Origin of the sequence: Cupriavidus sp. P-10 (assembly GCF_003402535.2) — a bacterium.
GTDB lineage: Bacteria > Pseudomonadota > Gammaproteobacteria > Burkholderiales > Burkholderiaceae > Cupriavidus.
This window is the reverse complement of sequence record NZ_AP025171.1, coordinates 874804-900251: the sequence shown is the minus strand read 5'-3', so window position 1 is coordinate 900251 and position 25448 is coordinate 874804. Positions and strand designations below refer to the sequence as shown.

At 69.3% G+C, this 25448-nt stretch carries 18 protein-coding genes and 1 pseudogene; 12 read left to right on the top strand and 7 right to left on the bottom strand.

Annotated features, from left to right (window positions below; all coding sequences use genetic code 11):
* The first annotated feature begins 75 nt into the window (after window positions 1-75).
* The 8 genes and pseudogenes from bcsD to CTP10_RS21150 form a co-directional block, all read left to right on the top strand.
* On the top strand, window positions 76-531 hold the full coding sequence (gene bcsD / locus CTP10_RS21185) for a cellulose biosynthesis protein BcsD (RefSeq protein ID WP_116319672.1): 456 nt from the start codon (window positions 76-78) through the stop codon (window positions 529-531).
* 85 nt (window positions 532-616) lie between these two features.
* Entirely contained in the window at window positions 617-1117 is a 501-nt protein-coding gene (gene bcsP, locus CTP10_RS21180; protein WP_116319673.1) for a cellulose biosynthesis protein BcsP, read from the top strand.
* A gap of 10 nt (window positions 1118-1127) precedes the next feature.
* The gene (gene bcsQ / locus CTP10_RS21175) at window positions 1128-1925 is read left to right on the top strand and encodes a cellulose biosynthesis protein BcsQ (protein WP_116319674.1); all 798 of its coding nucleotides are present in this window, start codon (window positions 1128-1130) and stop codon (window positions 1923-1925) included.
* Window positions 1925-4123: a UDP-forming cellulose synthase catalytic subunit gene (bcsA, locus tag CTP10_RS21170; protein WP_116319675.1), complete on the top strand. Its 2199-nt coding sequence runs from the start codon at window positions 1925-1927 to the stop codon at window positions 4121-4123. Before bcsQ ends, bcsA begins: the two co-directional genes overlap by 1 nt.
* 108 nt (window positions 4124-4231) lie before the next feature.
* Complete coding sequence (gene bcsB, locus CTP10_RS21165; RefSeq protein ID WP_116319676.1) at window positions 4232-6556, top strand: cellulose biosynthesis cyclic di-GMP-binding regulatory protein BcsB; 2325 nt, start codon at window positions 4232-4234, stop codon at window positions 6554-6556.
* Window positions 6553-7773, top strand: a complete 1221-nt coding sequence (gene bcsZ / locus CTP10_RS21160) for a cellulose synthase complex periplasmic endoglucanase BcsZ (protein ID WP_116319677.1) — start codon at window positions 6553-6555, stop codon at window positions 7771-7773. The genes bcsB and bcsZ overlap by 4 nt, the downstream gene beginning before the upstream one ends.
* On the top strand, window positions 7758-11993 hold the full coding sequence (locus tag CTP10_RS21155; protein WP_116319678.1) for a cellulose biosynthesis protein BcsC: 4236 nt from the start codon (window positions 7758-7760) through the stop codon (window positions 11991-11993). The genes bcsZ and CTP10_RS21155 overlap by 16 nt, the downstream gene beginning before the upstream one ends.
* 167 nt (window positions 11994-12160) lie before the next feature.
* Window positions 12161-14197, top strand: a pseudogene (locus CTP10_RS21150) (putative bifunctional diguanylate cyclase/phosphodiesterase); the annotation flags it as partial.
* A 59-nt stretch (window positions 14198-14256) separates the two neighbouring features.
* Here CTP10_RS21150 and CTP10_RS21145 read toward each other — a convergent pair.
* From CTP10_RS21145 to gtdA, 5 genes are all read right to left on the bottom strand, one after another.
* Window positions 14257-15597: an MFS transporter gene (locus tag CTP10_RS21145; protein ID WP_116319679.1), complete on the bottom strand. Its 1341-nt coding sequence runs from the start codon at window positions 15595-15597 to the stop codon at window positions 14257-14259.
* Window positions 15598-15706: 109 nt separating this feature from the next.
* Complete coding sequence (locus tag CTP10_RS21140; protein WP_116319680.1) at window positions 15707-16930, bottom strand: 3-hydroxybenzoate 6-monooxygenase; 1224 nt, start codon at window positions 16928-16930, stop codon at window positions 15707-15709.
* Between the two features lie 28 nt (window positions 16931-16958).
* Complete coding sequence (gene maiA / locus CTP10_RS21135; RefSeq protein ID WP_116319681.1) at window positions 16959-17600, bottom strand: maleylacetoacetate isomerase; 642 nt, start codon at window positions 17598-17600, stop codon at window positions 16959-16961.
* Window positions 17601-17635: 35 nt separating this feature from the next.
* On the bottom strand, window positions 17636-18334 hold the full coding sequence (locus CTP10_RS21130) for a fumarylacetoacetate hydrolase family protein (protein WP_116319682.1): 699 nt from the start codon (window positions 18332-18334) through the stop codon (window positions 17636-17638).
* Between the two features lie 91 nt (window positions 18335-18425).
* Complete coding sequence (gene gtdA, locus CTP10_RS21125; protein ID WP_116319683.1) at window positions 18426-19472, bottom strand: gentisate 1,2-dioxygenase; 1047 nt, start codon at window positions 19470-19472, stop codon at window positions 18426-18428.
* A gap of 159 nt (window positions 19473-19631) precedes the next feature.
* On the opposite strand from gtdA, the gene CTP10_RS21120 reads away from it, so the two are divergent.
* The 4 genes from CTP10_RS21120 (at window position 19632) to CTP10_RS21105 (ending at window position 23260) form a co-directional block, all read left to right on the top strand.
* Window positions 19632-20573: a LysR family transcriptional regulator gene (locus tag CTP10_RS21120; RefSeq protein ID WP_116319684.1), complete on the top strand. Its 942-nt coding sequence runs from the start codon at window positions 19632-19634 to the stop codon at window positions 20571-20573.
* 210 nt (window positions 20574-20783) lie between these two features.
* Window positions 20784-20972 (top strand): YjfB family protein, encoded by a 189-nt coding sequence (locus CTP10_RS21115; protein WP_116319685.1) that lies wholly within the window; start codon window positions 20784-20786, stop codon window positions 20970-20972.
* 110 nt (window positions 20973-21082) lie between these two features.
* The gene (locus CTP10_RS21110; protein WP_116319686.1) at window positions 21083-21988 is read left to right on the top strand and encodes a YihY/virulence factor BrkB family protein; all 906 of its coding nucleotides are present in this window, start codon (window positions 21083-21085) and stop codon (window positions 21986-21988) included.
* A gap of 234 nt (window positions 21989-22222) precedes the next feature.
* Window positions 22223-23260, top strand: coding sequence for a LacI family DNA-binding transcriptional regulator (locus CTP10_RS21105; RefSeq protein WP_116319687.1), 1038 nt, complete (start codon window positions 22223-22225; stop codon window positions 23258-23260).
* Between the two features lie 8 nt (window positions 23261-23268).
* On the opposite strand, the gene CTP10_RS21100 is transcribed toward CTP10_RS21105, so the two are convergent.
* A complete protein-coding gene (locus tag CTP10_RS21100; protein WP_116319688.1) occupies window positions 23269-23976 on the bottom strand; it encodes a sulfite exporter TauE/SafE family protein in 708 nt (235 codons plus the stop codon).
* Between the two features lie 2 nt (window positions 23977-23978).
* Window positions 23979-25439 (bottom strand): amidohydrolase family protein, encoded by a 1461-nt coding sequence (locus CTP10_RS21095; RefSeq protein WP_116319689.1) that lies wholly within the window; start codon window positions 25437-25439, stop codon window positions 23979-23981.
* Window positions 25440-25448: the final 9 nt, after the last annotated feature.

The following is a 25448-nucleotide window of genomic DNA, read 5'->3' as shown; positions in this document are numbered from 1 at the left end:
AAACCTTTGCGCAGACCTAAACAATCGGCCACCATTCGTTCCGCAGAAAAATAAGACGAGAACGGGGAATCTTAAGTGGACGATGCTTTACTTCAATACCTGACCGAGCGTCACGCCTCAATACAATGGCGTGATTTCATCGAAGCCTTGGTCGAGGAAATGTCCGCACAACTGAGCGATGCCGGCGTGACCGCGATCATGGCAGCGGCCGGCGCCCGTTTCGCCGCACGTTTCCCGCTCGGCGCCTGCAATACGGTTGAAGATCTCGAACGCGCCATCGCACAGACCTGGCTGGACATCGACTGGGGTTGGACCAGCATTTCCGACACCGGCGATGCCCTGCTCGTGCGCCACCACTGCGCGCCCCGCTCCCGGCCGGATGATGGCATTGCCGCGCCCTGGCAGGCCGCATTCCTGACTGGCGCCTACCAGCACTGGTTCCAGTCGCTCGGATCGCCCGGCTTGCTGCAGGTTACGCCAGCGTCACCATTCGATGCGACCGGAAGCATGAGCTTCCGGCTCGGACGCTGAACAGCCACAGGTTCCACCACCCCAGTCCATTGATTCCGTAGCCGTGCCGCGTTCCTGCCCGGGGCGCGGGCGATTTCCTGTTGCCATGAGCCAGTCCGACGATCTGTCCAAGCTGTTCAGCCGCTTTGGTGGCCACCCCGAGACCTACCGCGAAATTGTCCGCGAGGACGCTGCCGAAGAGGCCCAGCAGCGTTGGCCATTGCTCGCTGCGCTGCGGGTAGATCGCAACACAGTGGTGCCGCCGGTGCAGGCACTGGGGATCGGCATGCCGGTGGCGCCCGCCGCCGCGCAGCCGGTCGTTGCCGCGCCGGTCCAGCCGCCGGTCCAGGCCGGCGCGCCCCATCCGGTCCTGAACACGCCAGCACAGCCCTTGCAACCCGCTGGCTGGGCGAATGCCCCGGCAACCGCCGATGTCGCCGCGGAACCCCGGCCGGCCGCTGCCGCGCCCGCTGCCGCCCCAAGACCCGCCGGCCATACTCCGCTGACCCAGGTCTTCGCGCGGCTTGAGGGCCAGGCCATGCCGGCGGCGCAGCCGGAGCACACGCCGGCCCGCCGTTCCTTCCTCGATCGCCTGAAGCGCAGCTGAGCATCCGTCCGTGAAAATCGTAGCCGTTGTCTCCGCCAAGGGCGGAGTTGGGAAAACGACGTTGTCGGCCACGCTCGCCGATACGCTGGCGCAGGCCGGCAATCGTGTCCTCGCCATCGACCTCGACCCGCAGAATGCGCTGCGCCTGCACTTTGGCATGCCGGTGCAGGACGTCGCCGGCCACGCCCGCGCCACGCTCGCCGGCGAGCGCTGGCTCGAAAGCATCTGGCCGGGCGGGCGCGCACTGGTGATGCCGTTTGGCAGCCTCAACGAGTCCGACCGCGCCACCTTCGAGCAGCACCTGGCCACGCATCCGAACTGGCTGCGCACCCAGCTGGGCGCGCTCGGGCTGGCCGAAGACGACATTGTCGTCATCGACACCCCGCCCGGCCCGTCGCCCTACATGCGGCAGGCACTGTCGTGTGCGCACGTCTGCCTGGTGGTGACGCTTCCGGATGCGGCGTCGTACGCCACCCTGCCGCTGATGGACGACCTGATCCGTACCTACTGCGAGCGCCGCTCCGACTTCCTCGGCCACGCACTGGTCATCAACCAGGTCGACATGGCGCGCCAGCTGAGCAAGGACGTGGTGCAAGTCCTGCGCAACCAGCTGGGCGATCGCGTCCTCGGCGTCATCCACCAGGACCAGGCCGTCCCGGAGGCGCTGGCGCACGACTGCACCGTCGTTGAACGCAGCCCGCACAGCCAGGCCGGGCAGGACATCCGCCGCTGCGCCACCTGGCTGCGCGGCAGGTTGCAGGCCACCCCCCAAGCCACCCCACAAGCCACCCTTCAAGAGCAAGCCTGATGACTTCCCCGAAGCCTTCCAGGCCCGCCAGCGCGCCGGCGTCGCCGAGGAGCGGCCTGGCCCAATGGCTGGCGGACCTGCCGTTCGACAACGTCGCCGGCCGCACGGCGGGGCTGCTGCTCGGCCTGCTGCTGTTCGCGATCGTCGTGACCGTGCCGCTGGACTTCTGGCAGCAGGTCGGCTTTGCCGCGGCCTGCTACCTGATGGCCGTATGGCTTTCCCGGACCAGGGGCCACCTCGCCACGCTGATGATGGTGATCCTGTCGCTGGCCGCCACCAGCCGCTATATGTACTGGCGCTTGACCGAGACCACGGCCTTCGAGTCCTGGGTCGACATGGCCTTCGGTGCCGGGCTGCTGGCGGCCGAGGCCTACGCCTTCGTGGTGCTCGTGCTTGGCTACTTCCAGACCGCATGGCCGCTGCAGCGCAAGCCGCTGCCGATGCCGCGGGACCTGGCGGAGTGGCCGACGGTGGACATCTTCATCCCGACCTACAACGAGCCGCTGTCGGTGGTGAAGCCGACGGTCTTCGCGGCAATGTCGCTCGACTGGCCGCGCGACAAGATCAACGTCTACGTGCTGGACGATGGCCGCCGCGAAGAATTCCGCGCCTTCTGCGAGAAGGTCGGCGTCAGGCACCTGACGCGCGACAATAACCGCCACGCCAAGGCCGGCAACATCAATGCGGCGCTGACGCAGACCAGCGGCGAGTATGTCGCGATCTTCGACTGCGACCACATCCCGACGCGTTCCTTCCTGCAGCTCTGCATGGGCTGGTTCCTGAAGGACCGCAAGCTGGCCATGCTGCAGACGCCGCACTACTTCTTCTCGCCCGACCCGTTCGAGAAGAACCTGCGCACCTTCCAGGACGTGCCCAACGAGGGCGAGCTGTTCTACGGGCTGGTGCAGGACGGCAACGATTTGTGGGACGCCACCTTCTTCTGCGGCTCCTGCGCGATCATCCGGCGCGCGCCGCTGCTGGAGGTTGGCGGCATCGCGGTCGAAACCGTGACCGAGGATGCCCACACCGCGCTGAAGCTGCACCGGCTGAAGTACAGCACCGCCTACCTGGCCATCCCGCAGGCCGCGGGGCTGGCCACGGAAAGCCTGTCCGGCCACGTTGGCCAGCGCATCCGCTGGGCCCGTGGCATGGCGCAGATCTGCCGCATCGACAATCCGCTGCTCGGGCCCGGCTTGTCGCTGCCGCAGCGGCTGTGCTACCTGAACGCGATGCTGCATTTTTTCTACGGGCTGCCGCGGCTGGTGTTCCTGACGGCGCCGCTGGCGTACCTGCTGTTCGGCGCGCACGTCATCAATGCGCAGGCGCTGAGTATCGCCATCTTTGCGCTGCCGCACCTGTTGCACGCGAACATGACGAACTCGCGCATCCAGGGCCGCTTCCGGCATTCGTTCTGGAACGAGGTCTACGAGTCGGTGCTCGCGTGGTACATCATGCGGCCGACGCTGGTCGCCTTTATCAACCCGGCGGCGGGCAAGTTCAACGTGACGCCCAAGGGCGGCGTCATCGAGGAGGCGTACTTCGACTGGATCATCTCGCGCCCCTACCTGGTCCTGCTGGTATTCAACCTGCTGGGCTTCGGCCTGGGCATCTGGCAGCTCGCAGCGGGCAGCCATGGCATGCCCGATGAAGCGATCACGGTGGTCCTGAACCTGTTGTGGACCGCCTACAACCTGATCATCATCGGCGCATCGATCGCGGTGGCAAGCGAGACGCGGCAGGTGCGCGAAGCGCACCGCGTCGCCATGAAGCTGCCCGCGACGCTGCGCTTCGACGACGGCCGCGCCGTGACCTGCGAGACCGTGGACTTTGCCGAGCGCGGCATCGGCATCCGGCTGCCCCAGGGCGTGGTGGCGCGTGTCGGTGAGAGGGTCGGGGTCTCGCTATACCTGCAGAACGCCGAGCATGTGTTCCCGGCCCATGTGGTATTCCAGGGGCAGAACCATACCGGCCTGCGCCTGGAGCAGATGACCCCCGCGCAGGAAATGGCCTTCATCCAGTGCACCTTCTCCCGGGCCGACGCATGGCTCGATTCCTGGGGCGCCAAGCGGCACGACACGCCGCGGCTGGCGCTGGGCCAGATCATGCAGATCGGCCTGCTTGGGTTCCGCAACGTGACCTTCCACCTTGGCCGTGAGCTGCGCAAGCTGATGCGGCGCGGAGAGGCGGCACGCACCTGAAACGCCTGCTCCGCGATCCCCGGCTTTTTGCTTGCAGTGGCTCCGCCCGACCCTGTCGGCCGCATCCGATCCCATACCCAACCTGGCAACAAGGAATTCGCCTGAATCATGACGCCGCCCACTCCGGTCCGCAGCCTGCTCGCCCGTTGCGTCATTCCCCTGCTCGCGGCTAGCGCGTGCGCTGCAGCGCAGGCGCAGCCGCGCGCGCCGCAGGGGGTTGGCGCCGCCCCTGCCACGACATCTGCCACGACCACTGACACGGCTGGTTCCGGCGTTCCCGCTGCCCGCTCTGGCAGCCGCGTCGTGTCGATGACGCTCAAGCAGCTCGGCGCGGATCTTCCATTCCAGCTGCGTGGCGTGGATGGGATCAACGGCGTGCCCTTTTCCGTACGCGCGGACGAGGTCGTCACCGGTGCGCGCCTGAAGCTGCGCTACAGCTACTCCCCCGCTTTGCTGCCGCAGATCTCGCACATCAACGTGCTGGTCAACGGCGAGGTCGCGCAGACCGTGCCCGTGCCGCGCGACACGGCCGGCAGCAACCTGGAGAAGGACCTGACGCTGGAGCCGCGGCTGATCACTGAATTCAACCGGCTCAACCTGCAGCTGATCGGCCACTACACCACCGATTGCGAAGACCCGTTCCATTCGAGCCTGTGGGCCACGGTCAGCAACAGCAGCGTGCTGGAACTCACGGTGACGCCGATGGCGCTGGCCAATGACCTGGCACTGTTGCCGCTGCCTTTCTTCGACCGCCGCGACGTCCGGCGACTGAAGCTGCCGTTCGTGTTCGCCGGCTCGCCATCGCCGGCGGCGCTGGAAGCGGCGGGCGCGGTGTCGTCGTGGTTCGGCGGACTGGCGGGCTACCGCGGCGCCACCTTCCCGGTTTCGCTCAACCAGGTGCCGGCCGGCGGCAACGCCGTCGTGTTCGCCACGCAGCAGGAACGCCCGGCCGGCATCGAGCTGCCGCAGCTCGATGGCCCGACCCTGGCGGTCGTGCCCCATCCCAATGACCCCGGCAGCAAGCTGCTGCTGGTGCTGGGCCGCGACAGCGCCGAATTGAAGACCGCCGCGCGCGCGCTGGTGCTTGGGGCGAAGGCCTTGTCGGGTCCGCGCGCCACCATCACGAGCCTTGAAGCGGTGGCACCGCGCAGGCCTTACGATGCCCCGAACTGGCTGCGCAGCGACCGCCCGGTGCGCTTCGGCGAGCTGATGCCGGTGGAGCAGCTCAACGTATCCGGCTATCAGCCGGACCTGGTGCGCGTGAACTTCCGCGTGCCGCCCGACCTGTTCGGCTGGCGCTCGCGCGGCATCCCGATCGACCTGCGCTATCGCTACACGCCGCGCCCGACGTTGGACAAGTCCACGCTGAACGTCAACGTCAACCGCCAGTTCCTGCGCGCGTACACACTGCGCTCGCTCAAGGACGATCAGGGCAAGGCTTCCGAACTGGTCGCGCGCGTGCTGCCCGACGGCTCGGTGCCGGCACGCCACACGCTGCACCTGCCCCTGTTCATGCTGCCGGCGCAATCGCAGCTGCAGTTCCACTACTACTACGACTACCTGAAGCAAGGCGCCTGCAAGGACGTGCTGGTCGACAACGTGAAGGGCGCCATCGACCCGGATTCGACCATCGACATCTCGGGCCTGCCGCACTTCATCGCCCTGCCCGACCTGGCCGCCTTCGGCAACAGCGGCTTCCCGTTCACGCGGCTGGCCGACCTGTCGGAGACCGCGGTGGTGCTGCCGGCAACGCCATCGGCGGAGGACTATTCGACCTACCTGACGATGATGGGCCGCATGGGCGAGTCGACCGGCTACCCGGCGACCGGCGTCAGGATCGCCGCGCCCGCCGAGGTCCAGCAGGTGGCCGACCGCGACCTGCTGGTGATCGGCACCGCGCAGAGCCAGCCCTTGCTGACGCAATGGGCGGACCAGATGCCGGTGTCGCTGGCCAGCGCGGGCAAGCGCTTCACGCTGACGGGGGTCTATGACACCGTCATGGGCTGGTGGAACGGTGCCGACGGCAATCGCAACCGCCCGGTCGAAGCGAACCTGTCGCTCAACAGCCCCGGCACCGATGCGGCGCTGGCCGGGTTCGAGTCGCCGCTGGCCGCCGGCCGCAGCGTGGTCGCCATCACCAGCAACACGCCGGGCGGCCTGCATGCCGTCACCGATACCCTGCTCGACGCCGAGCGCCTGCCGCGGGTACAGGGCAGCCTGGTGCTGGTGCGCGGCACGTCGGTCGACAGCCTCGCGGCGCAGCAGAACTACCATGTTGGCAAGCTCAATCCCTGGACCTATGTGCACTGGTGGCTGTCGCAGCGGCCGTACGCGATGGCGCTGATGCTGGCGCTGGCCACGCCGCTGCTCGCCGCCGTACTGTTCCTGATGCTGCGCCAGCGCGCCAGGCGCCGCAAGGCAGGCCAGGCATGACCCCGACCGGGCCCGACCCGCGCCGCCGCGCGCTGCTCGGCGCGGGCGCCATCGTCACGCTGGGCGCGGTTGCCGGCGCATTGCCGGCTGTCGCAGCCGCCCCCGCGCGTACCGCCTGCCCGTGGCCGCTCTACGAGCAGTTCCTCAGCCGCTTCATGCAGGCCGACGGGCGCGTCATCGACCCGTCCGTGCGCGAGCAGCACAGCACCTCCGAGGGCCAGTCCTACGCGATGGTGTTCGCGCTGATCGCCAACGACCGCGCCACCTTCGACAAGGCATGGCAATGGAGCGTGGCCAACCTTGGCGGCGGCAATCTCGCCGACAAGCTGCCCGCCTGGCGCTGGGGCAAGCGTGACGACGGCTCATGGGGTGTCCTGGATGCCAACCCGGCCTCGGACGCCGACCTCTGGTACGCGTACGCACTTGCAGAAGCCGCGCGGGCCTGGAAGGCGCCCGCCTATGCGCAGGCCGCGCGCGCGCTGCTGCGCCTGGTCGCGAAGCACGAGGTGGTGACGTTGCCCGGCTTCGGCCCCATGCTGCTGCCCGGCAAGCAGGGCTTTGTCCATGACCAGGCGGAAAACACGCGCGTATGGCGTCTCAACGCCAGCTACCTGCCCGTGCCGCTGCTGCGCCGGCTGGCCGCGTTCGACCCCGCCGGGCCCTGGGGCGCGCTGGCGAACCAGGTGCCCGCGATGGTGCAGGCGGTGGCCCCGCGCGGCATCGTGCCGGACTGGTCCGCATACCAGTCCAGGCCGGGCCAGCCGGCGGGCTGGGGCATCGATCCGGACAAGGGCGATGTCGGCAGCTACGACGCCATCCGTGTCTACCTGTGGGCCGGCATCACGCCCAAAGGCGACGCCGCGTCGCGCCGGCTGATGCAAACGCTCGCCCCGGTCGCGCAGCTGATGCAGGGCCGGCAGGCGCCGCCGGAAAAAATGCGCGCCGCCACCGGTGCGCTTGCAGGCGAAGGCCCGGCCGGCTTCTCGGCCGCGCTGCTGCCTTTCCTGCAGGCTGCCGGCTCGCCGGTGGCGACAGTGCAGCGCGCACGCGCGCAAGGCCTGGCCGACGCCACGGCCAGGGCGACCTATTACGACACCGTTCTGGGCCTGTTCGGACTCGGGCACGCCGACGGTCACTATCACTTCGTCCCGTCGGGACAACTGGAGCTGCGGTGGTTGCAGGGCAAGAGCGGAAACAAGGCATGCGCACGGCAATGAACCGGACTCGCGAGTCCTCCAGCCGGCGCATGCGCAGGCATGCGCTGGTGCTGGCGCTGCTGGCCGGGAGTATCGGGCCCGCCGCGGCGCAGGAAGATCCCGTCAAGGCGCTCGTCGAGCAAGGCAAATACTGGCAGGCGCGCAGCCGGCCGGACCGCGCGGCCGAGGTGTGGCAGAAGCTGCTGCGCCTGAACCCGGCGCAGCCAGATGCACTGTACGGCATGGGCGTTGCCGAGCTGGAGGCGGGGCGGCCGGACTCGGCGCGCACCTACCTGGACCGCCTGCAGAAAGCGGCCCCAAACTCCGCGCTGGCCAGGCAACTGGGCGACCAGATCGCGCGCGGCGGTACCGCCGGCGCCCGGCAACAGGTCGAGCAGGCGCGCCAGCTCGCGCGCAGCGGACAATCCGAGCAGGCCGTCAGGCGCTATGAGGAAGCCGCCGGCGGCAACGTGCCGCAGGGCGGCCTCGCGCTTGAGTACTACCAGACGCTGGGCGGCACCGCGCAGGGCTGGGACGCTGCACGGCAGGGCATGGAGCGCCTGGCGCGCGCCAACCCGGCCGATGCCCGCGCGCAGCTGGCACTGGCGCAGCACCTGACCTACCGCGACAACACGCGCCGCGACGGCATCCGCCAGCTGGAAAGCCTGGCCAGCCGCCCTGACGTTGGCAAGGACGCCACCGAGAGCTGGCGCCGCGCGCTGGGCTGGCTCGGCGAGCGCCCCGCGGACGCCCCGCTCTACCAGGCCTGGCTGGCGGCGCATCCTGACGACGCCGCCATCCGCGCCCGCCTGGAAGCCGCGACGCGGCAGCCTGCCACGGCCCGCCAGCCCGGCGCGGCGGCAACCGACGCCATGCGAGGCATCGTGCAGCAGGGTTTCGCGGCACTGGACGCCGGCGACCTTGCGCGCGCCGGCGAGCGTTTCCAGGGCGCACTCGCGCAGCAGCCTAACGATCCCGATGCGCTCGGCGGCATGGGCGTGCTGCGGCTCAGGCAGGAACAGTTCGCGGAAGCGGCGGACTACTTCGCGCGCGCGTCGCGCCACGGCTCCGGCAGCCGTTACCGCCAGGCCAGCAACAGCGCCAGCTACTGGCTGCTGGTGCAGCGTGCCGCCGCCCAGCGCGACGCGGGCAATGCCACCGAGGCACGCCGCCTGCTGGAGCAGGCGCAACGCATCGAGCCGAACGAGCCCGCCGCGCAGGTGGCACTGGCCGACCTGCAGGCCGACGCGCGGCAATACGCCGCCGCCGAGGCGGGCTACCGCCGCGTGCTGCGCGCGCAGCCCGGCAACGCTGCGGCCACGCGCGGGCTGGTGGAGGTACTCCAGGCACAGAACAAGACCACGGAAGCACTGGGGTTGGTCGAGCGCATGACGCCGGCCCAGCGCGGGCAGCTTGCCCCGCTCGGGCGGCTGCGCGCCGACCAGGCCCGCGCACAGGCCCGCCAGGCCATGCAGCAAGGCGACACGGCCGGCGCGCGCCGCCTGCTTGAAGACGCGATGGCGGCCGACCCGACCAACGCGTGGGTGCGGCTGGAGGTCGCGCGCCTGTACCTCGCGATGGGCATGAAGGACCAGGCGCGCGGCGTCATGGACAACCTGCTGATGTCCGTGCCGGACGACCCCGAAGCGCTCTACGCCAGCGCGCTGGCCGCCGCCGAATCGAATGAATGGCAGCGTGGCCTGGACCTGCTCGAGCGCGTGCCCGCCAACCGGCGCAGCGCCGACATGGGCAAGCTCCAGGGACGCCTGTGGGTCCACGCCGAAGCCGCGCGCGCCAGCGAACTGGCCGCTGCCGGCCAGCAGGCCGCCGCCATCGGCGTGCTGCAGCAGGCCGAGCGCTTTGCCGGACAGGACGCGGAACTGACCGGGGCCATCGCACAGGGCTACGCCGACGCGGGCGACACCGCGCGGGCGCTGTCGCTGATGCGTAATGCGATGCGCCGCGCGGTGGTGCCCGATGTCGGCATGCAGCTCCAGTACGCAGCGGTGCTGCTCAAGGCGCAGCAGGACATGGAGCTGGCCGGCCTGCTGCGCCAGCTCGCCGGCGCCGGAATGACGCCCGAGCAGCGGCGCGGCTACGACGATATCCGCATCGCCTATATCGTCCGGCAGGCCGACGCGCTGACCGCGGCGGGCGATCTCGTCGCCGCCTACGACACCCTCGCCACGGCACTCTCCGAGCGCGGCGGCAACCCGTCGGTGCGGGCCAGCCTGGCGCGCATGTACGCGCAGGCCGGCGAGAACGACAAGGCACTCTCGCTCTATGAAAGCGTGCTGGCCAAGGAACCGGGCAATCTCGACCTGCGGCTGGCCGCCATCGGTACCGCCACGGCCGCCAGGGAATACGGCTGGGCCGAGCGTGCCCTGCAGCCGGCCCTGAAGCAGGCACCCGCTTCTCCGGACGTGCTGACCGCGGCCGGCCGCCTGTACAAGGCACAAGGCAAGAATGCCAGGGCGGCGGAGTACTTCCGCGCCGCGGTCGCGGCCGAAGGCAGCCGCGCGGGTGTAGCCAGCGCCGGTATGCAGCCCGGCGGCGGCTTCGACCGCGTGCCGGCCAATCCCTTCGTCGGGCTGCCGGGACAGCGGCAGGCGTCGACGCTGCCGCCGGCAGGATCGCCCGCGCCGTACCCGCCCGTGCCGGGGATGGCAGTACGGCAGGCCGCCGGCACGGCGCCGGGACAGCCATATATCCCGCAGCCCGCTGGCGCCCCTGCGGTAGCGGCGGCTCAAGCCCCGATGATGGCGCCGGCCTCGTATTACCCTGCGGCTGCCGGTACCGCCAGCGCCGCGGCACGCCCGGCCAAGGCCGGACGCGCGCCGGCCGTCGCGGCGCAGCCGACTGTGCAACCGTATGCGCAGCCCGAAATGGTGGCCACGCAGGCGTACGCGGCACCGCAGGGTCAGCCTGCGCTTGGCGCGCAGTCGCGCCTGCCCTGGCTGGCCGATGCCGACACGCCAGCCGCGCCCGCCGGCCCGAAGACCGCGCTGGAGGAGCTGCGCGAGATCGAGCAGCAACGCACCAGCTCGTTCGCGGGCGGCCCGATGCTGCGCGGCCGCAGCGGCGACTCCGGCATGAGCCAGCTGACCGAACTGCAGGTGGTGGCCGAAGGCAAGGTGCCGGTCGGCGACGGCAAGCTGGTGGCGCGGGTCACCCCGGTTGCGCTCGATGCGGGCACGGTCGGCTCGGACTTCAACAACGGCAGCCGCTTTGGCGCCGGACCGCAGGGCTGGGCCGTGCCCGGCACCAGCCAGAACCTGTTCGGCCAGAACCTGAATGCAACGTCGGCCGGCTCGCAGAGTGCGTTTGGCGTGGCGCTCGGCCTGGCCTACGAGGCCGAGCGCTTCGGCGTGGACATCGGCAGCACGCCGCTCGGCTTCCGCTACACCGATGTCAACGCCGGCGCGCGCCTGAACCTGCCGCTGACGCAGCGGACCACGCTCGGCCTGGCCGCGGCGCGCCGCCCGGTCACCGACAGCCTGCTGTCCTACGCGGGCGCGCGCGACGAGCGCGCTGGCCTGACCTGGGGCGGCGTGATGGCGACCGGCGGCCGCGCCGAACTCGGCTGGAGCGACGGTTCGTTCGGCATCTACGGCTACGGCGGCTACAGCGTGCTGACCGGCCACGATGTCGCGCGCAACAACAAGTGGGAAGGCGGCGGCGGCTTCTACATGAAGCTGGTCGACTCGGACACGCAGCGCTTCACCTCGGGCATCAACTTCACGTCGATGGGCTACAGCGAGAACCTGCGCTATTTCACCTTTGGCCATGGCGGCTACTTCAGCCCGCAGACCTACTTCTCGGTCACCGTGCCGCTGGCGCTGGAGGGACGCAGCGGCCGGCTGTCCTACCATGTGCGGGGCGCTCTGGGCGTGCAGGCGTTCAACGAGGACGACGCCCCGTACTTCCCGACCAATGCCGGCGCCCAGGCCGCGGCCAATGCCGCGGTGGCGCTCGCCAGGGCCAACAACCTGACCAGCCAGACCTCGGCGGTCTATGCCGGCCAGTCCAAGACCGGCCTGGCCTACAACCTGGTGGGGGCCCTGGAGTACCAGGCGGCGCAGCAACTGTACGTCGGGGGCCTGGTCGGCATCGACAATGCGCGCGACTACCGGCAGTGGTACGCCGGCATGTACGTGCGCTACGCGCTGCAGCGCCAGACGGACCCGATCGGCTTCCCGCCTGCGCCGCCCCGGTCAGCGGTCGGGCCGCTGCCGTTCTGAGGAGGGGAACGATACCGAAGATACCGACGATCACGGCGACCACGGTCGCCTGTCGGTGCTGCTTGCGCTCCTTGCGCTGCTGCTTGCGCTGCTGCTTGCGCTGATTGCGCGTAGCATTCCGGTCCGTTGCCGTCGTTCCTGCATTTTCGCCCCCCAAGCTTTCATTCGTGCTCGCCCCTCGCTACGACAATCTTCTTGTGCTCTTCTCCGTGCTGGTGGCGGCGATGGCGTCCTATACGGCGCTGACCCTGGTCAGCCGGCTGGCCAACGCGCGCGGCAGTGCCGCGCAGGTCTGGCTTGCCGCGGGCAGCGTGGTGATGGGACTTGGCATCTGGTCGATGCATTTCATCGGCATGCTCGCACTGCAGCTGCCGATCCCGCTGGGCTATGACCTGCCATTGACCGCGTATTCGCTGCTGATCGCGGTGGCGGCGTCGGGCTTCGCGCTGCGGCTGGTCTGCACGGACACCCTGCCGTGGCGACGGCTGGCGTTGGGCGCAGTGCTGATGGGCGGTGCCGTGGCGGGCATGCACTACACCGGCATGGCCGCGATGCGCATGCACCCCGCCATCGACTATGACCCGCTGCTGGTGGCGCTGTCCATCGTGGTTGCCGTGTCGGCATGCGGCACGGCGCTGTGGATGGCCTTCCAGCTTCGCCACCACGGCCGCCACACCACGCGGCTTCGCCTCGGTGCGGCCGGGCTGATGGGCCTCGCCACCGCTTCCATGCACTATATCGGCATGGCGGCTGCGCGCTTCGCGCCCGGCAGCGTCTGCGGCGCCGCGGACACCGGCCTCGCGGGCGACGAACTGGCGCTGCCGATCCTGGTCATCACCATCTGCGTGCTGGCGATGGCCCTGGTGACGGCAATGCAAGACCTGCGGGTGGAGGCCCGCACCGCTGCGCTGGCCTCCTCGCTGGCGGCGGCGAGACAGGAGCTCGGGTACCTGGCGCTGCACGACAAGCTGACCAAGCTGCCCAACCGCGCGCTGCTGGAAGACCGTTTCGAGCAGGCGCTGCAGGCCGCCGCACGGCATCGCCAGCGCATGGCGGTGCTGTTCATCAACCTGGACGGATTCAAGGGCATCAACGATTCCTTCGGCCATCATGTCGGGGATCACGTGCTTGCCGAAGCCGCTCGGCGCATCGGCGCCAATCTCGGCACCGACGATATCGCCGGCCGGCTCGGCGGCGATGAGATCGTGCTGCTGACCGTGATCGAAGCGCCCGAAGAGGCCAGCGCCCTTGCCATGCGCCTCCTCGACGACCTGCGCGAGCCGCTTCAGGTTGGCGCCAAGTCCCTGCAGATCTCCGCCAGCATCGGCATCGCCATCTATCCGGACGACGGTACCGGGCAGCGCACGCTGCTGCGCAATGCCGACGCGGCGATGCATCACGCCAAGGCATCGGGCCGCGACAGCTGCTGCTTCTTCACGCATGCCATGAACAACGATGCGCAGGCGCGGCTGGAGCTGGCACAGGACCTGCGCCTGGCACTGACGCGCAACGAATTCGAGCTGCACTACCAGCCGAAGATCGCGGCATCCGACGGCAGCGTGCTGGGCGCCGAGGCGCTCTTGCGCTGGCGCCATCCCAGGCGTGGCCTGCTGATGCCCGATCAGTTCATCGGGCTGGCGGAGAAGAGCGGCCTGATCCTGCAGATCGGCGCGTGGGCGCTGGACGAGGCTTGCGCCCAGCTTGCCCGCTGGCATGCCGCGGGACGCAGCCAGTGGACCATCGCCGTGAACCTGAGCGCCGTCCAGTTCGGCCACCCTTCGCTGATCGACACGGTGCACGCCGCGATCGAGAAGCACCGGCTCGACCCGCGCGCCCTGACCGTCGAAGTCACGGAGTCGACGGCGATGCGCGACATGGAGAGCAGCCTGGCGATCCTGCGCCAGCTCGACGAGATGGGCGTGCGCATCGCCATCGACGACTTCGGCACGGGACACTCCAGCCTGCTCTATCTCAAACGCATGCCGGCCAAGGAACTGAAGATCGACCGCGACTTCGTGCGGGACCTTGCGCGCGACAGCGGCGACGCCGCCATTGTTGCCGCCATCATCGCGCTTGGCCGCACCCTCAACCTGACCATCGTCGCCGAGGGCATAGAGACCGCCGCGCAGCAGGCCACCCTGACCAGGCTCGGCTGCGATGTCCTGCAGGGCTACCTGATCGGCGGGCCGGTCCCGGCCGAGGCGTTCCCGGCCCCCGGTCCTGCGCGGCCATGTAGCCACGACCACCCCGGTCGAAGCCCAGGTCAGACCGCCAGCCTCTCCACCGTCCTCTCCCGCCTGACCACGCCCAGCGAGAACATCGACATCCCGGCAACCAATGCCGGCACCCCGATCAGCACGAACAGCGCCGGCATCCCCACTCCCAACGACAACATCGTCGCACCGCCCACGGACCCAACCACCGAGCCCATGCGCCCCACCCCATTGGCCCAGCTCACGCCGGTGGCGCGGCAGTCCGTCGGATAGAAGCTGGCCGACAGCGCATTGGCCCCCACCTGCGATCCGGAAATGCAGAACCCCGCCAGGAACACCGCAAACCCCGCGGCGACCGGTTCAGATGCAAAGCTGCCAACCGCCGCGATGCACACCGCCGCCAGCGAATAGCTGGAAGCCAGCACATAGTGCGGATTGATCCGGTCCATCAGCCAGCCCAGCGCGATGGCGCCCACCGTGCCGCCGACCTGGAACATGGTCGTCACCAGCGCAGCCGTGCGCAGCGAATGCCCGGTGCTGCGCAGCAGCGTCGGCAGCCAGCTCGACAGCAGGTAGATCACCAGCAGGCTCATGAAGAACGTCAGCCAGAACAGCAGCGTGCCACGCAGCAGCTCGGGGCGGAACAGGTGCCGCACCGGCGAGGTGGTGACCCGCTGCCCGCCCACCGCGAAGCTGGCATTGCGCAGGTCTTCATGCGGGGCGATCTTCTGCAGCGTGGCGACGATGCGCTCGCGAGACTTGCCGGTCATCACCAGGTGGCGCACCGATTCCGGCAGCATCCAGACCAGCGCCACCGCCAGCAGCAGCGGCAGCACGCCGCCGGCCACCAGCACCGAGCGCCAGCCGAAGGCGTCGATCAGCCCGGCCGAGGCCAGGCCGCCGAAGGCGGAGCCCAGCGTGAAGCCGCAGAACATGGTGGTGACCAGGAAAGAGCGGCGCTTGTCCGGGCAGAACTCCGAGGTCAGCGTGATCGCGTTGGGCATGGCGCCGCCCAGGCCCAGCCCGGTCAGGAAGCGCAGCAGCACCAGCGTCCACAGGTCATTCGACCAAGCAGAAGCCAGGCTGGCCGCGCCGAAGAACAGCACCGACAGCACCAGCACGCCCTTGCGGCCAAAGCGGTCGGCCAGCGGGCCGAACAGGAAGGCGCCGGCCATCAGGCCGCCGAGCCCGGCGCCGAACAGCGGCGCCAGCTGTGCCGGCGTCAATTGCCATTCGGCGCGGATGGCGGGCGCGATAAAGCCGATCGCGGCGGTATCGAAGCCGTCGACGGCGACGATCAGGAAGCACAGTACGACGATGGTCACCTGGAACGCCGACAGCGGCTGGCGGTCGATGAACGCGGTGACGTCAAGCGGTTGGCTGGCAGGCATGGTGTCTCCTCCTTGATGCCAGGATTAGGGGCGTGCGAGGGCCCGGCGGCGGCATGGGCCGCCGGATTGCTATCGGGTCATTGCGGGGAAAAGCGCCGCGCTCAGCGGCTTACAGCCACGGCGTGGGGCTCAGGCAGTTCTCCGCGCGCCAGCCGTGCAGCCACCGCAGCGCGTCGTAGAACTGGGACTGGCTGCGACCGGTCCACAGGCTGTTGCGCACCAGGCGATCGACGCCCTTGGCGTGGTAGACACGCCCCATGTCGCGCGCGGCGTAAAGCACGCGCGCGGTGCGGGGGATGCGGGCCTGCTCGTACAACTTGAAGGCCGTAGCGTAGTCGCCATCCGCCGCTTTCACCGCCGCGCCCAGCGTCACGGCATCTTCCAGCGCCTGGCAGGCGCCCTGCGCAACGTACTGCGTCATCGGATGCGCGGCATCGCCGAGGATGGTGGCGCGGCCGAAGCTCCAGCGCTCGACCGGGTCGCGGTCGGCGGTGGCCCAGCGCTTCCACGAGTTCGGCCGGTCCAGCATCTGGTGCGGCAGCGGGTGGATGCCCTCGAAATACGACAGCACTTCTTCCTTGCTGCCGTCGCGCACACCCCAGGTTTCCTGTTCGCGGCTGTGGAAGGTCACCACCAGGTTGTACTGCTGGCCGCCACGCAGCGGGTAATGCACCAGGTGGCAGTGCGGGCCGGCCCACACCACCGGGGCGTTGACCTGCAGGTCCCGGGGCATGTTGGCCACGTCGACCACGGCGCGGTAGACCACGTGGCCGGTCACGCGTGCCTCGTCGCCGATCAGCGCCTGGCGGATCGCGGACTTGACGCCGTCGCAGCCGATCACCGCGTCGCCGCGGTGGTGTTCGCCGTGCTGGTCGATCACGGTCACGCCGTGGTCGTCCTGCAGCAGTTGCTCCACGCGGGTGCTGGTGCGGAAGGTGATCAGCGGATGATCCTGCACCGCCTCCAGGATCGACAGGTGGATGTCGGCGCGATGGATCACCGCATACGGGTTGCCGAAGCGCTCGCGGTACGCCTGCCCGACATCGACTTGCGCGATGACGCGGGTGTCGATGGCGTCGCGCAGGCTGAGGTAATCGGTAAAGACCGCGCGGCCGCGCGCGGCCTCGCCCACGCCCAGCGCATCCAGCGCGGCAAAGGCATTGGCGGCCAGCTGGATGCCGGCACCGATCTCGCCGATCTGCTCGGCCTGTTCCAGCAGTTCGATGCGGATGCCCTGGCGTGCCAGCGCCAGCGCCGCGGCCAGGCCGCCGATGCCGCCGATGCCGCCGCCGATGATAAGGACCTTGCCGGTCGCGTTGTTGGTGCTGCTCATGCTTGTCTCCTGGCCTGCGCCGCTGGCGTCAGGCGATGAAATCTGGCTGGCGTGTCGGCGCCGCCTGGGCGAAGGCCGGATGCTCGCTGGCGTGGGCATAGGCCGCCATGGCACGCGGGTACGCGCTGAGGTCGCAGCCCATCCGCAGCGCGTTGGCTACCTGCGGAACCAGCGCGACATCGGCCAGCGTGGGCGCGTTGCCGAAGCACCACTTGCCATGGCCGTGGCGCGCGAGCAGCCGCTCGACACCGGCCATGCCTTCGTCGATCCAGTGCCGGTACCAGGCGTCCTTCTGCTCGGGCGTGGCCTTCAGTACGTCTTGCAGGTAGCGCAGCACGCGCAGGTTGTTGACCGGGTGGATATCGCAGCCGATCAGCATCGACAGCTCCAGCACGCGCGCGCGCTGCCCGGGGTCTTGCGGCAGCAGGCACGGCTCGGGATGGCGCGCGTCCAGGTAGTCGATGATCGCGAACGACTGCCCCAGCGTGAAGTCGCCATCGACCAGCGCGGGCACGGAAGCGGACGGGTTGATGCCGTCGACGTATTCGGCTTCGCGGTGCTGGCCGGTGCGGATATTGACGCCCAGGTAGTCATACGGCAGGCCCTTGAGGGCCAGCGCGATACGCACGCGGTAGGAGGTCGAGCTGTTGAAGAAGCTGTAGAGCTGCATGGTCGGATTGCCTGTGTGCTGTGCCTGGCGCGGGGTCAGACCACGCGCACGGTCAGTTCGCCCAGCCCGTCGACGCCGGTGACCATGGTGTCGCCGGCCTTGACCGCGCCCACGCCTTCGGGCGTGCCGGTGAAAATGACGTCGCCCGGTTCCAGGCGGAAAAACTGCGACAGGTAGGCCACGGTCTCGGCCACCGACCAGATCAGGTGTGCCACGGTGCTGCGTTGTTTGGTTTCACCGTTGACCGTCAGCCAGAGGCCGGCCTGCTGCGGGTGGCCGATATCGCTGGCACGGTGGATCGGGCCGACCGGCGCCGAGGCGTCGAAGGCCTTGCCGATTTCCCACGGGCGGCCCATCTCGCGCATCTTCATCTGCAGGTCGCGGCGGGTCATGTCGAGGCCGACGGCATAGCCCCAGACGTGCTCCAGCGCCTGCTCCACCGGGATGTCGGAACCGCCCTTGCCGACCACGGCCACCAGCTCGGCCTCGTAGTGGTAGTTCTGCGTCTGCGCCGGGTATGGCAGGTCGAGCGTGGTGCCGGCCTGCACCGGGACGATGGCGTCGGCCGGCTTGCAGAAGAAGAACGGCGGCTCGCGGTCGGGATCGAAGCCCATTTCACGGGCGTGGGCGGCGTAGTTGCGGCCCACGCAGTAGACGCGGCGCACGGCGAACTGGTCATCGCTGCCGGCAACGGGGATGGCTACGGTGGCGGGGGGCGTGAAGACGTAGGACATGGTCAAGGCTTCCAAGGATTTGTCAGGTGAGCGCCGGCCCGGCGGTGCCGGCCGGCACCGCGCGCGGCGGCTGTGGTCAGGGTTGGCGGGCTCAGGTGCGCGATTCGCGCAGCAGGTTCAGCGCGGACAGTACCGGCCGGTCGGAATAGCTGAACAGCACGGCGTCTTCCAGCGCGCCGAGCTGCACCGGCGCCCATGACGGCGCCACGAACACATCGCGCGGCTCGAACTGGAACTGTGCATCGCCGATGCGCACCGTGCCGCGCCCTTCCACCACGCTGTACACGGTGGCGTCGGTGCTGCGGTAGGTCTTGCCCTGGAAACCCGCGGGCAGGTACTGCATGAAGGTGGCGATGGTCGGCATCGGCCAGCCGCCGGTGGCCGGGTTGACGTAGCGCAGCTTGACGCCATCCCAGGGATCGAGCTCGCCGTTGCGGTAGAGCTGGTCCAGCGCCTCGCGCGACCGCGCGTACGGGTAGCTGAAGACCGGCGAAGTGGGATCAATCACGCGGTGCCGCACCGGCACCATGTTGTGGCCGAAGCGGGCAAAGCTGTCGCCTTCGGCGCGGGTCACGGGCTGCTGCGACTCGGGGTAGTTCTCGGCAAAGCCGGCGTCGAACTGCTGCACCAGCGGGATGTCCAGTCCGTCGAGCCACACCACCGGCTCGCCGCCGTCTTCCACGCCGGGGTTGCCATGGTCATGCCAGGTCCACGACGGAGTGATGATGAAATCGCCGGGATGCATGGTGGTGCGTTCGCCGTTGACGGCGGTCCAGGCGCCCTTGCCTTCGACGATAAAGCGCAGCGCCGATTGCGTATGACGGTGACTGGGGGCGATCTCGCCGGGCAGGATCAGCTGCAGGCCGGCATACAGCGTTGAGGTAATGCTGGACTTGCCAGGGATGCCGGGGTTCTCCAGCACCAGCACGCGGCGCACCGCTTCCTCGGCGCTGATGACGCCGCCGGCCTGCATCACCAGCGGGCGGATCTGCGCGTACTTCCAGATGGCGGGAACAATCTGCGGCCGCGGCTGTGGCGGCACCAGGGCGTGCAGCGACTCCCACAACGGGGTCATGTGGCTGCGGCCGATTTCTTCGTAGTAGGCCACGCGGGCCGGGTCTGGGGTGTGCTCGGACATGCTGTCTCCGTAACTTCGCACAGGGCGTTTTGAGAGCGCTTTTGGGTGGGTGCCTGGATGACTGCGCACCGTCTGTGTTGTCGTTATACGCCGCGCCCTATAAGATTTGAAATGAACTTTTCATCTTATCGATACTATTTACCGTATAGGTCACTCACCATGGACTGGACCCAGAGACTGCGCCTGCGCAACCTGCAGATGCTGCTGAGCCTGGCCGAGACCGGCAACATGAGCCAGTCCGCCGCCATGCTGAACACCACCCAGCCCGGGCTTTCCAAGTGGCTGAAAGACCTGGAGGACGATATCGGCCTGCCGCTGTTCGAGCGCCAGGCGCGCGGCCTGCGGCCCACGCCCTACGGCGAGTCGCTGATCGAGCACGCGCGCCGGATCGAGGCGCAACTCGACACCGCCCGCGACGACCTGCAGGCCATGCGCGACGGCGGCAGCGGGCTGGTAGTGGTGGGCACCTCGGGCGCCTCGGCGGCCGACACGGTGCCGCTGGCCGCGCTGCAATTGCTGCAGCAGATGCCCCGCGCCAGTGTGCGGCTGCTGGAAACCACCATGGACCGGCTGATGGGGCAGCTCGCGCGCAGCGAGCTGGATATTGTGGTGGGCCGTTCTGCGCCGGAGTTGCAGGACGCGCAGATGCGCACCGAATCGCTCTACATGGAGCCGATCCACTTCGTCGCCCGGCCGCGGCACCCGCTGCTACAGGGCGGCAAGGTTGCCTGGGACGACCTGTACCGCCACCGCTGGGTGGTCTGGCCACGCGGCACGCCGATCCGCAACGCGCTGGAAGGCGCGCTGGCCAGCGCCGGGCGCGCGCTGCCGGCGGACTGCGTGGAAAGCAACTCTACCGTGCTGAACCTGACCCTGTTCAACAACAGCGACATGGTCGGGCTGGCCTCGCACCGTACCGCACGCCGGCTGGAAGAACTTGGGGCACTGCGCATCGTGCCGCTGCGGCTGGCGGGGTTCGGCTCGGTGTCGATGTACTGGCGCGCGGACGGCGAATCGCGCGCGGCGGTGGCAGCGATGCTGGGTTGTTTGCGGCGGGCGGCCGGGGCGCCGCAGGCGCCGGCGGAGGCGCCGCTGGCGTAGCGAGTGGCAGGCATGGGCGACTGTCGCGGGGCAGCCTGAAAGCTACGCCGGAAAGTGATCGATGAAGGGCAGGAGCTGTGATATTCGGTCGTGCCGGAAGCATTCAAGAACAGGCGCCACCCTCAAGGTTGAACGGCCGGGGCCGTCATTGGGTGTTGGCGGCAGTTCCGTTCCGCCGTCCCTCCCAACCTTCACCAAGGAATCCTCTTCATGGAAATTTCCAATGTCACCGCCGGCCTGGCTGGCGATCCGGGCGCCGATGCGGTGGGCCTGCTGATGCTGCGCAAGTCGCTGGACATGCAGGCACAAGGCGTGGCTGCACTGCTGCAGGCCATGCCCCAGCCGGTTGCGGCCAGCAATCCGCCGCATCTGGGCCAGACCATCGACATCAAGATCTGATTTTCGCGCGGCGCAAGCCGTCGCGGCGCGGGCGCTGCCGGCACCTCGGGCCGGACACATGGGCGCCCGCCGACGCATAATGTCGGCACCTGCACTCTCCGGTGCCCCCCATGCAGCTTCTCGACGCCCGCGTCCGCGACCTGCTCCGTCATCCGGGGCGCTTCCTGTGGCGCACGCTGCTCCAGTTTCGCGCCAACCAGGGCCTGCTGCTTGCCGGCGCGGTTGCGTATTACGCGCTGCTGTCCATCGTGCCGTTGCTGATCCTGATGGTCATCGCGCTGTCGCATGTGATCGACCCACGGCTGTTGCTGTCGACGCTGGCGCGCTACCTGGAGTGGGTGGTGCCGGGACAGTCCAGGGCGCTGGTGCCCGAGCTGGCGTCGTTCCTGCGCAGCCGCGCCACGGTCGGCTGGGTCTTGCTGGGCACGATGCTGTTTTTCAGCTCGCTGGCGTTTACCGTGCTGGAAAACGCCATGTCGGTGATCTTCGTCCATCGGGTGGCGATCCGGCGCCGGCATTTCCTGATCTCGGCGGTGCTGCCTTACTGCTATATCGCGGTGCTGAGTGTAGGGCTGCTGCTGGTGACATTGGTCTCGGGCGGGCTGATCGCCATCGGCGAACGTCACGTGGAAGTGCTGGGCCATGACTGGTCGCTCGACCGGCTTTCCACCACCCTCCTATACCTGCTCGGCTTCCTGGGCGAGATCCTGCTGCTGACGTCGATCTACATGGTGATGCCGGTGGGCCGGCTGTCGCTGCGCCATGCCCTGTGCGGCGCTGTGCTCGCCGCGGTGCTGTGGGAGATCTCGCGCCATGTGCTGGTGTGGTACTTCACCACGCTGTCGCAGGTGGGACGGGTCTATGGCTCGCTGACCACCGCGATCGTGGTGCTGCTGAGCCTGGAGATCGCGGCGACACTCTTGTTGCTCGGGGCGCAGGTGATCGCCGAATTCGAGCGCAGCGGCTGGGAGCAACCGCCTTCTTCGGATGCCCCCACCGGCGAGTTCCATACCTGAGGCCTGCTGTCTCAGGCCAGTGCAGACTCCATGCGGGCGGAAATGGCATCCGCTCCCGCGGCGTCGAAGGCGCCGATTGTTCGGCGTGCTGTCGCCGGCGCTCGACACGCTCTACGCATTCACGCGCGAGCATTGGAAGGAATTGTCGTCGGCGCCAACCGGGCAAGGCGCGCGCCGCTGACCTGCCCATGTCCGCTGATGTATGCTCCGGCTGATTCCCAGCTCAAACCCGGCATGACCGATTCCACGCCAGACCGCCCCCGCCGCCTCACCATCCACGACGTTGCCCGCGCCGCCGGCGTGTCGCTGACCACGGTCTCGCACGCGCTGAACGACCGCGGCGTGCTGGACCCGGCCACGCGCGCGCGCGTCAAGCGCATCGCGGCGGAACTGGGCTACCGGCCCAGCGTGCGTGCGCAGCGGCTGCAGTCGGGCCGCGCCAACTGCATCGCGCTGCTGTCGTCGATGCCGTTCGCGGTGGCGGGCGGGACGTCGCGGCTGGGGTTTATGATGGAAGTGGCGGCGATCGCGGCCGAAGCGGCAATGGGGCGCGGGCTTGGCGTGGTGCTGGTGCCGCCGCTGGAAGGCGCGGGCGGATTGCTCGATACGCTCGATATCGACGGCGCCATCGTGATCGAGCCGATTGCCGGCGACCCGCATATCGCACGGCTGCGCGAGCGCGGCGTCAGCATCGTGTCGATCGGGCGCGAGCCGCTGACCGAGACGCCGGTGCCTTGCGTCGACCTGCAATCCGCCGAAACCGCGCGCCTGCTGCTGGAACACCTGCATGGACATGGCCGCCGGCATATCGGCCTGATGATCGGCGCCGCGCCGCGGCAGTCATATGTGGAAACCGAGCGCGCCTATCGCGAATTCACGCAGGCGGCCGGCCTGCCCTGCCACATCGCCAAGGCGCCCGAGGAACGCGGCGAAGCCGGCGGTGCCGATGCCTGCGCGCAGCTGCTGGCGCAGATGCCGCAGCTCGATGCGCTGTGCGCGCCGGTCGATGCGTTTGCGGTGGGCGCGATGGCCCACCTGCAAAGCCTGGGCAAGCGCGTGCCCGACGACGTGCTGCTGGCCACCCGTTACGACGGCATCCGCGCCCGCGGCGCGCAGCCGCCGATCACCGCGGTCAACCTGCATCTGGAGCGGGTGGCGTCGCTGGCGGTAGAGTTGTTGTTCGCCCACCTCTCCGGCGATCGCAGCCACACGGTGATCGCCGGGCCCGCACCCGAACTGGTGGTGCGGGCCTCGTCGACGCCAGCCGCATAGCCCCTGGCCTAGCCGCGCAGCAGCACCACCGCACCCGACACCAGCGCGAACACCAGCACGCCGATGCGCAGCATGCGCTGGTTGATGCGCCGGTGCACCAGATGGCTGGCCACCATGCCCACGCCCAGCACCGGCAACAGGCCGGCGGCGTAGAACACCTGCTCCATGCCGAGCTTGCCGCTCAGCGCCAGCACCACCAGCGAAATCACTTCGCCGACCAGGAAGCACAGCGCCACGGTCGCGCGCAGCGTTGCCACCGGCGCGTGCTGGTAGGCCAGCGCCAGCGGCGGGCCGCCCACGCCGGTGGCGGTCTCGGTGACGCCGGTGATCAGCCCGGTCGAGGCAAACGTCAGCCGCCCCGGCGTAAAGGCCGGCGCCAGCAATGAGGCCAGCGCGGCCGCAATGGTGCTGCCGCCGACCAGCGCATTGAGCCACGCCATCGGCATCGCCACCAGCACCCACAGCCCGCCGAAGGTGCCCGCCAGCCGCCCGGCGCTGATCCAGCCCGCGCCGCGCAGGTCAATGGCGTGGCGCTCGCGCCAGGCTACATAGGCATTGAGCGGCAGCATCGCCAGCAGCAACGCGCCCGGCAGCATCGCCGGCGCGGCCAGCGCCAGCACCGGCACCACGATCAGCGCGAAGCCCATGCCGGTCGCGCCCTGGATCAGCGCGCCGGTGAAGACCGCCACGCCGACACTGAACCACGTCATGTCCATCGTCACGCTGCCTCGCCGGTTGCGATGCCGGAGGCATGGCGCGCGCGGTGCACGTCGGCCGCGTCATGCAGCTTGCGGATCGGCGCGTTCGCGACGGTGTCCGCGGCCATGGCGTGGATGGCCTGCATCAGCGCGCGGGCATCCCAGTCGGTTGGCCAGCCTTGCCACAGGCGCAGGCTGCCGTCGACAAACACCGCGCGGATCTGGTCGCGATTGGCCAGTCGCACCAACTCCCAGGTCAGGTCCCACGACGGCGCCAGCTCGGGCACGTCGAGGTCGACCAGCAGGAAGTCGGCGCGCTTGCCGGTGGCAATCTCGCCGGTCAGTGCGCCCAGCCCCGCGACATCGGCGGCGTCATGCGTGGCCATGTCGACCCAGCGCCAGCCGGCGCCGCACGACGAATCGCCCACGCCGATGCCGAAGGCAAAGCGTTGCGCCGCCTCGGCGTAGTCGAGCAGGCGGAAGGCGTCGCTGCGGGTGCCGTCGGTGCCGAGGCCCAGGCGCACGCCGAAGGTCGCCATGGTTTCGGCGGGCGCTACCGCGTTGCCCTTCCACGCGCTGGCTACGGGGTTGTAGGCCACCGCCGCGCCGGTATCGGCCAGCAGGCGGATCTCTTGCGGCGTCACCAGCGTGGCATGCGCCAGCAGCGCCGCCGGCCCCAGTGCGCCGACCGCCGCCAGGTGTTCGATGGGCCGGCGGCCGCAGGCGTTGAGCGAGCGCTCCACCGCGACCAGATGCTCGTTGGCGTGGGTCTGGAAGATGCGGCCAGACTCGGCGCAGAGCTGGTAGACGTGGTGCAGCATCGCGTCGGAGGCCACTTCGGGGATCGAGATCGCCAGCGACGGCGCCACCAGCGGGTCGCTGGCGTACTTGTCCAGGTGCGCGGCGGCGCGGCGCAGGATTGGCGCGGCGTCGAGCGTTTCGGCGCCGGGCTTGTCGTTGCAGATCAGTCCCAGCACGCAGCGCACGCCGGCATCGGTGACCGCGCGCGCGATCGCATCCAGCCCCGCCTCGCTGCGCGTGCCGGCATCGACCACGGTGGTAAAGCCGCCGCGCAGCGCTTCCAGCGCCGCCAGCTTGGACGACAGGTACAGGTGCTCCGCCGTCAGGCTGCCCTCCAGCGGCACCCAGACGCGACGGAAGATTTCGGACGGCTCGCCGAACACCAGCGACTTGCCGAACGACTGCGTCAGGTGGTGGTGCGTGTCGATCATGCCCGGCATCAGCAGCATGCGCGGCAGCGGGAGGGTTTCCAGTTCAGGGAACCTTGCCTTCACCTCATCGGCGCTGCCCACGGCCGTGAATTGGCCATCCTCCACTACCACCGCATGCCCGCGCACCGCGCCCTGGCGCAGCAGCGTCCATTCCGGCAGCAGGATGCGCGGTTGCTTGAACAGGTCCGGCAGCAGTGCCGGAGTATTTTCACCGGGCCAGGCCGGCGAGGTTGCATCGTGTCGAGTCATTGCGATTCA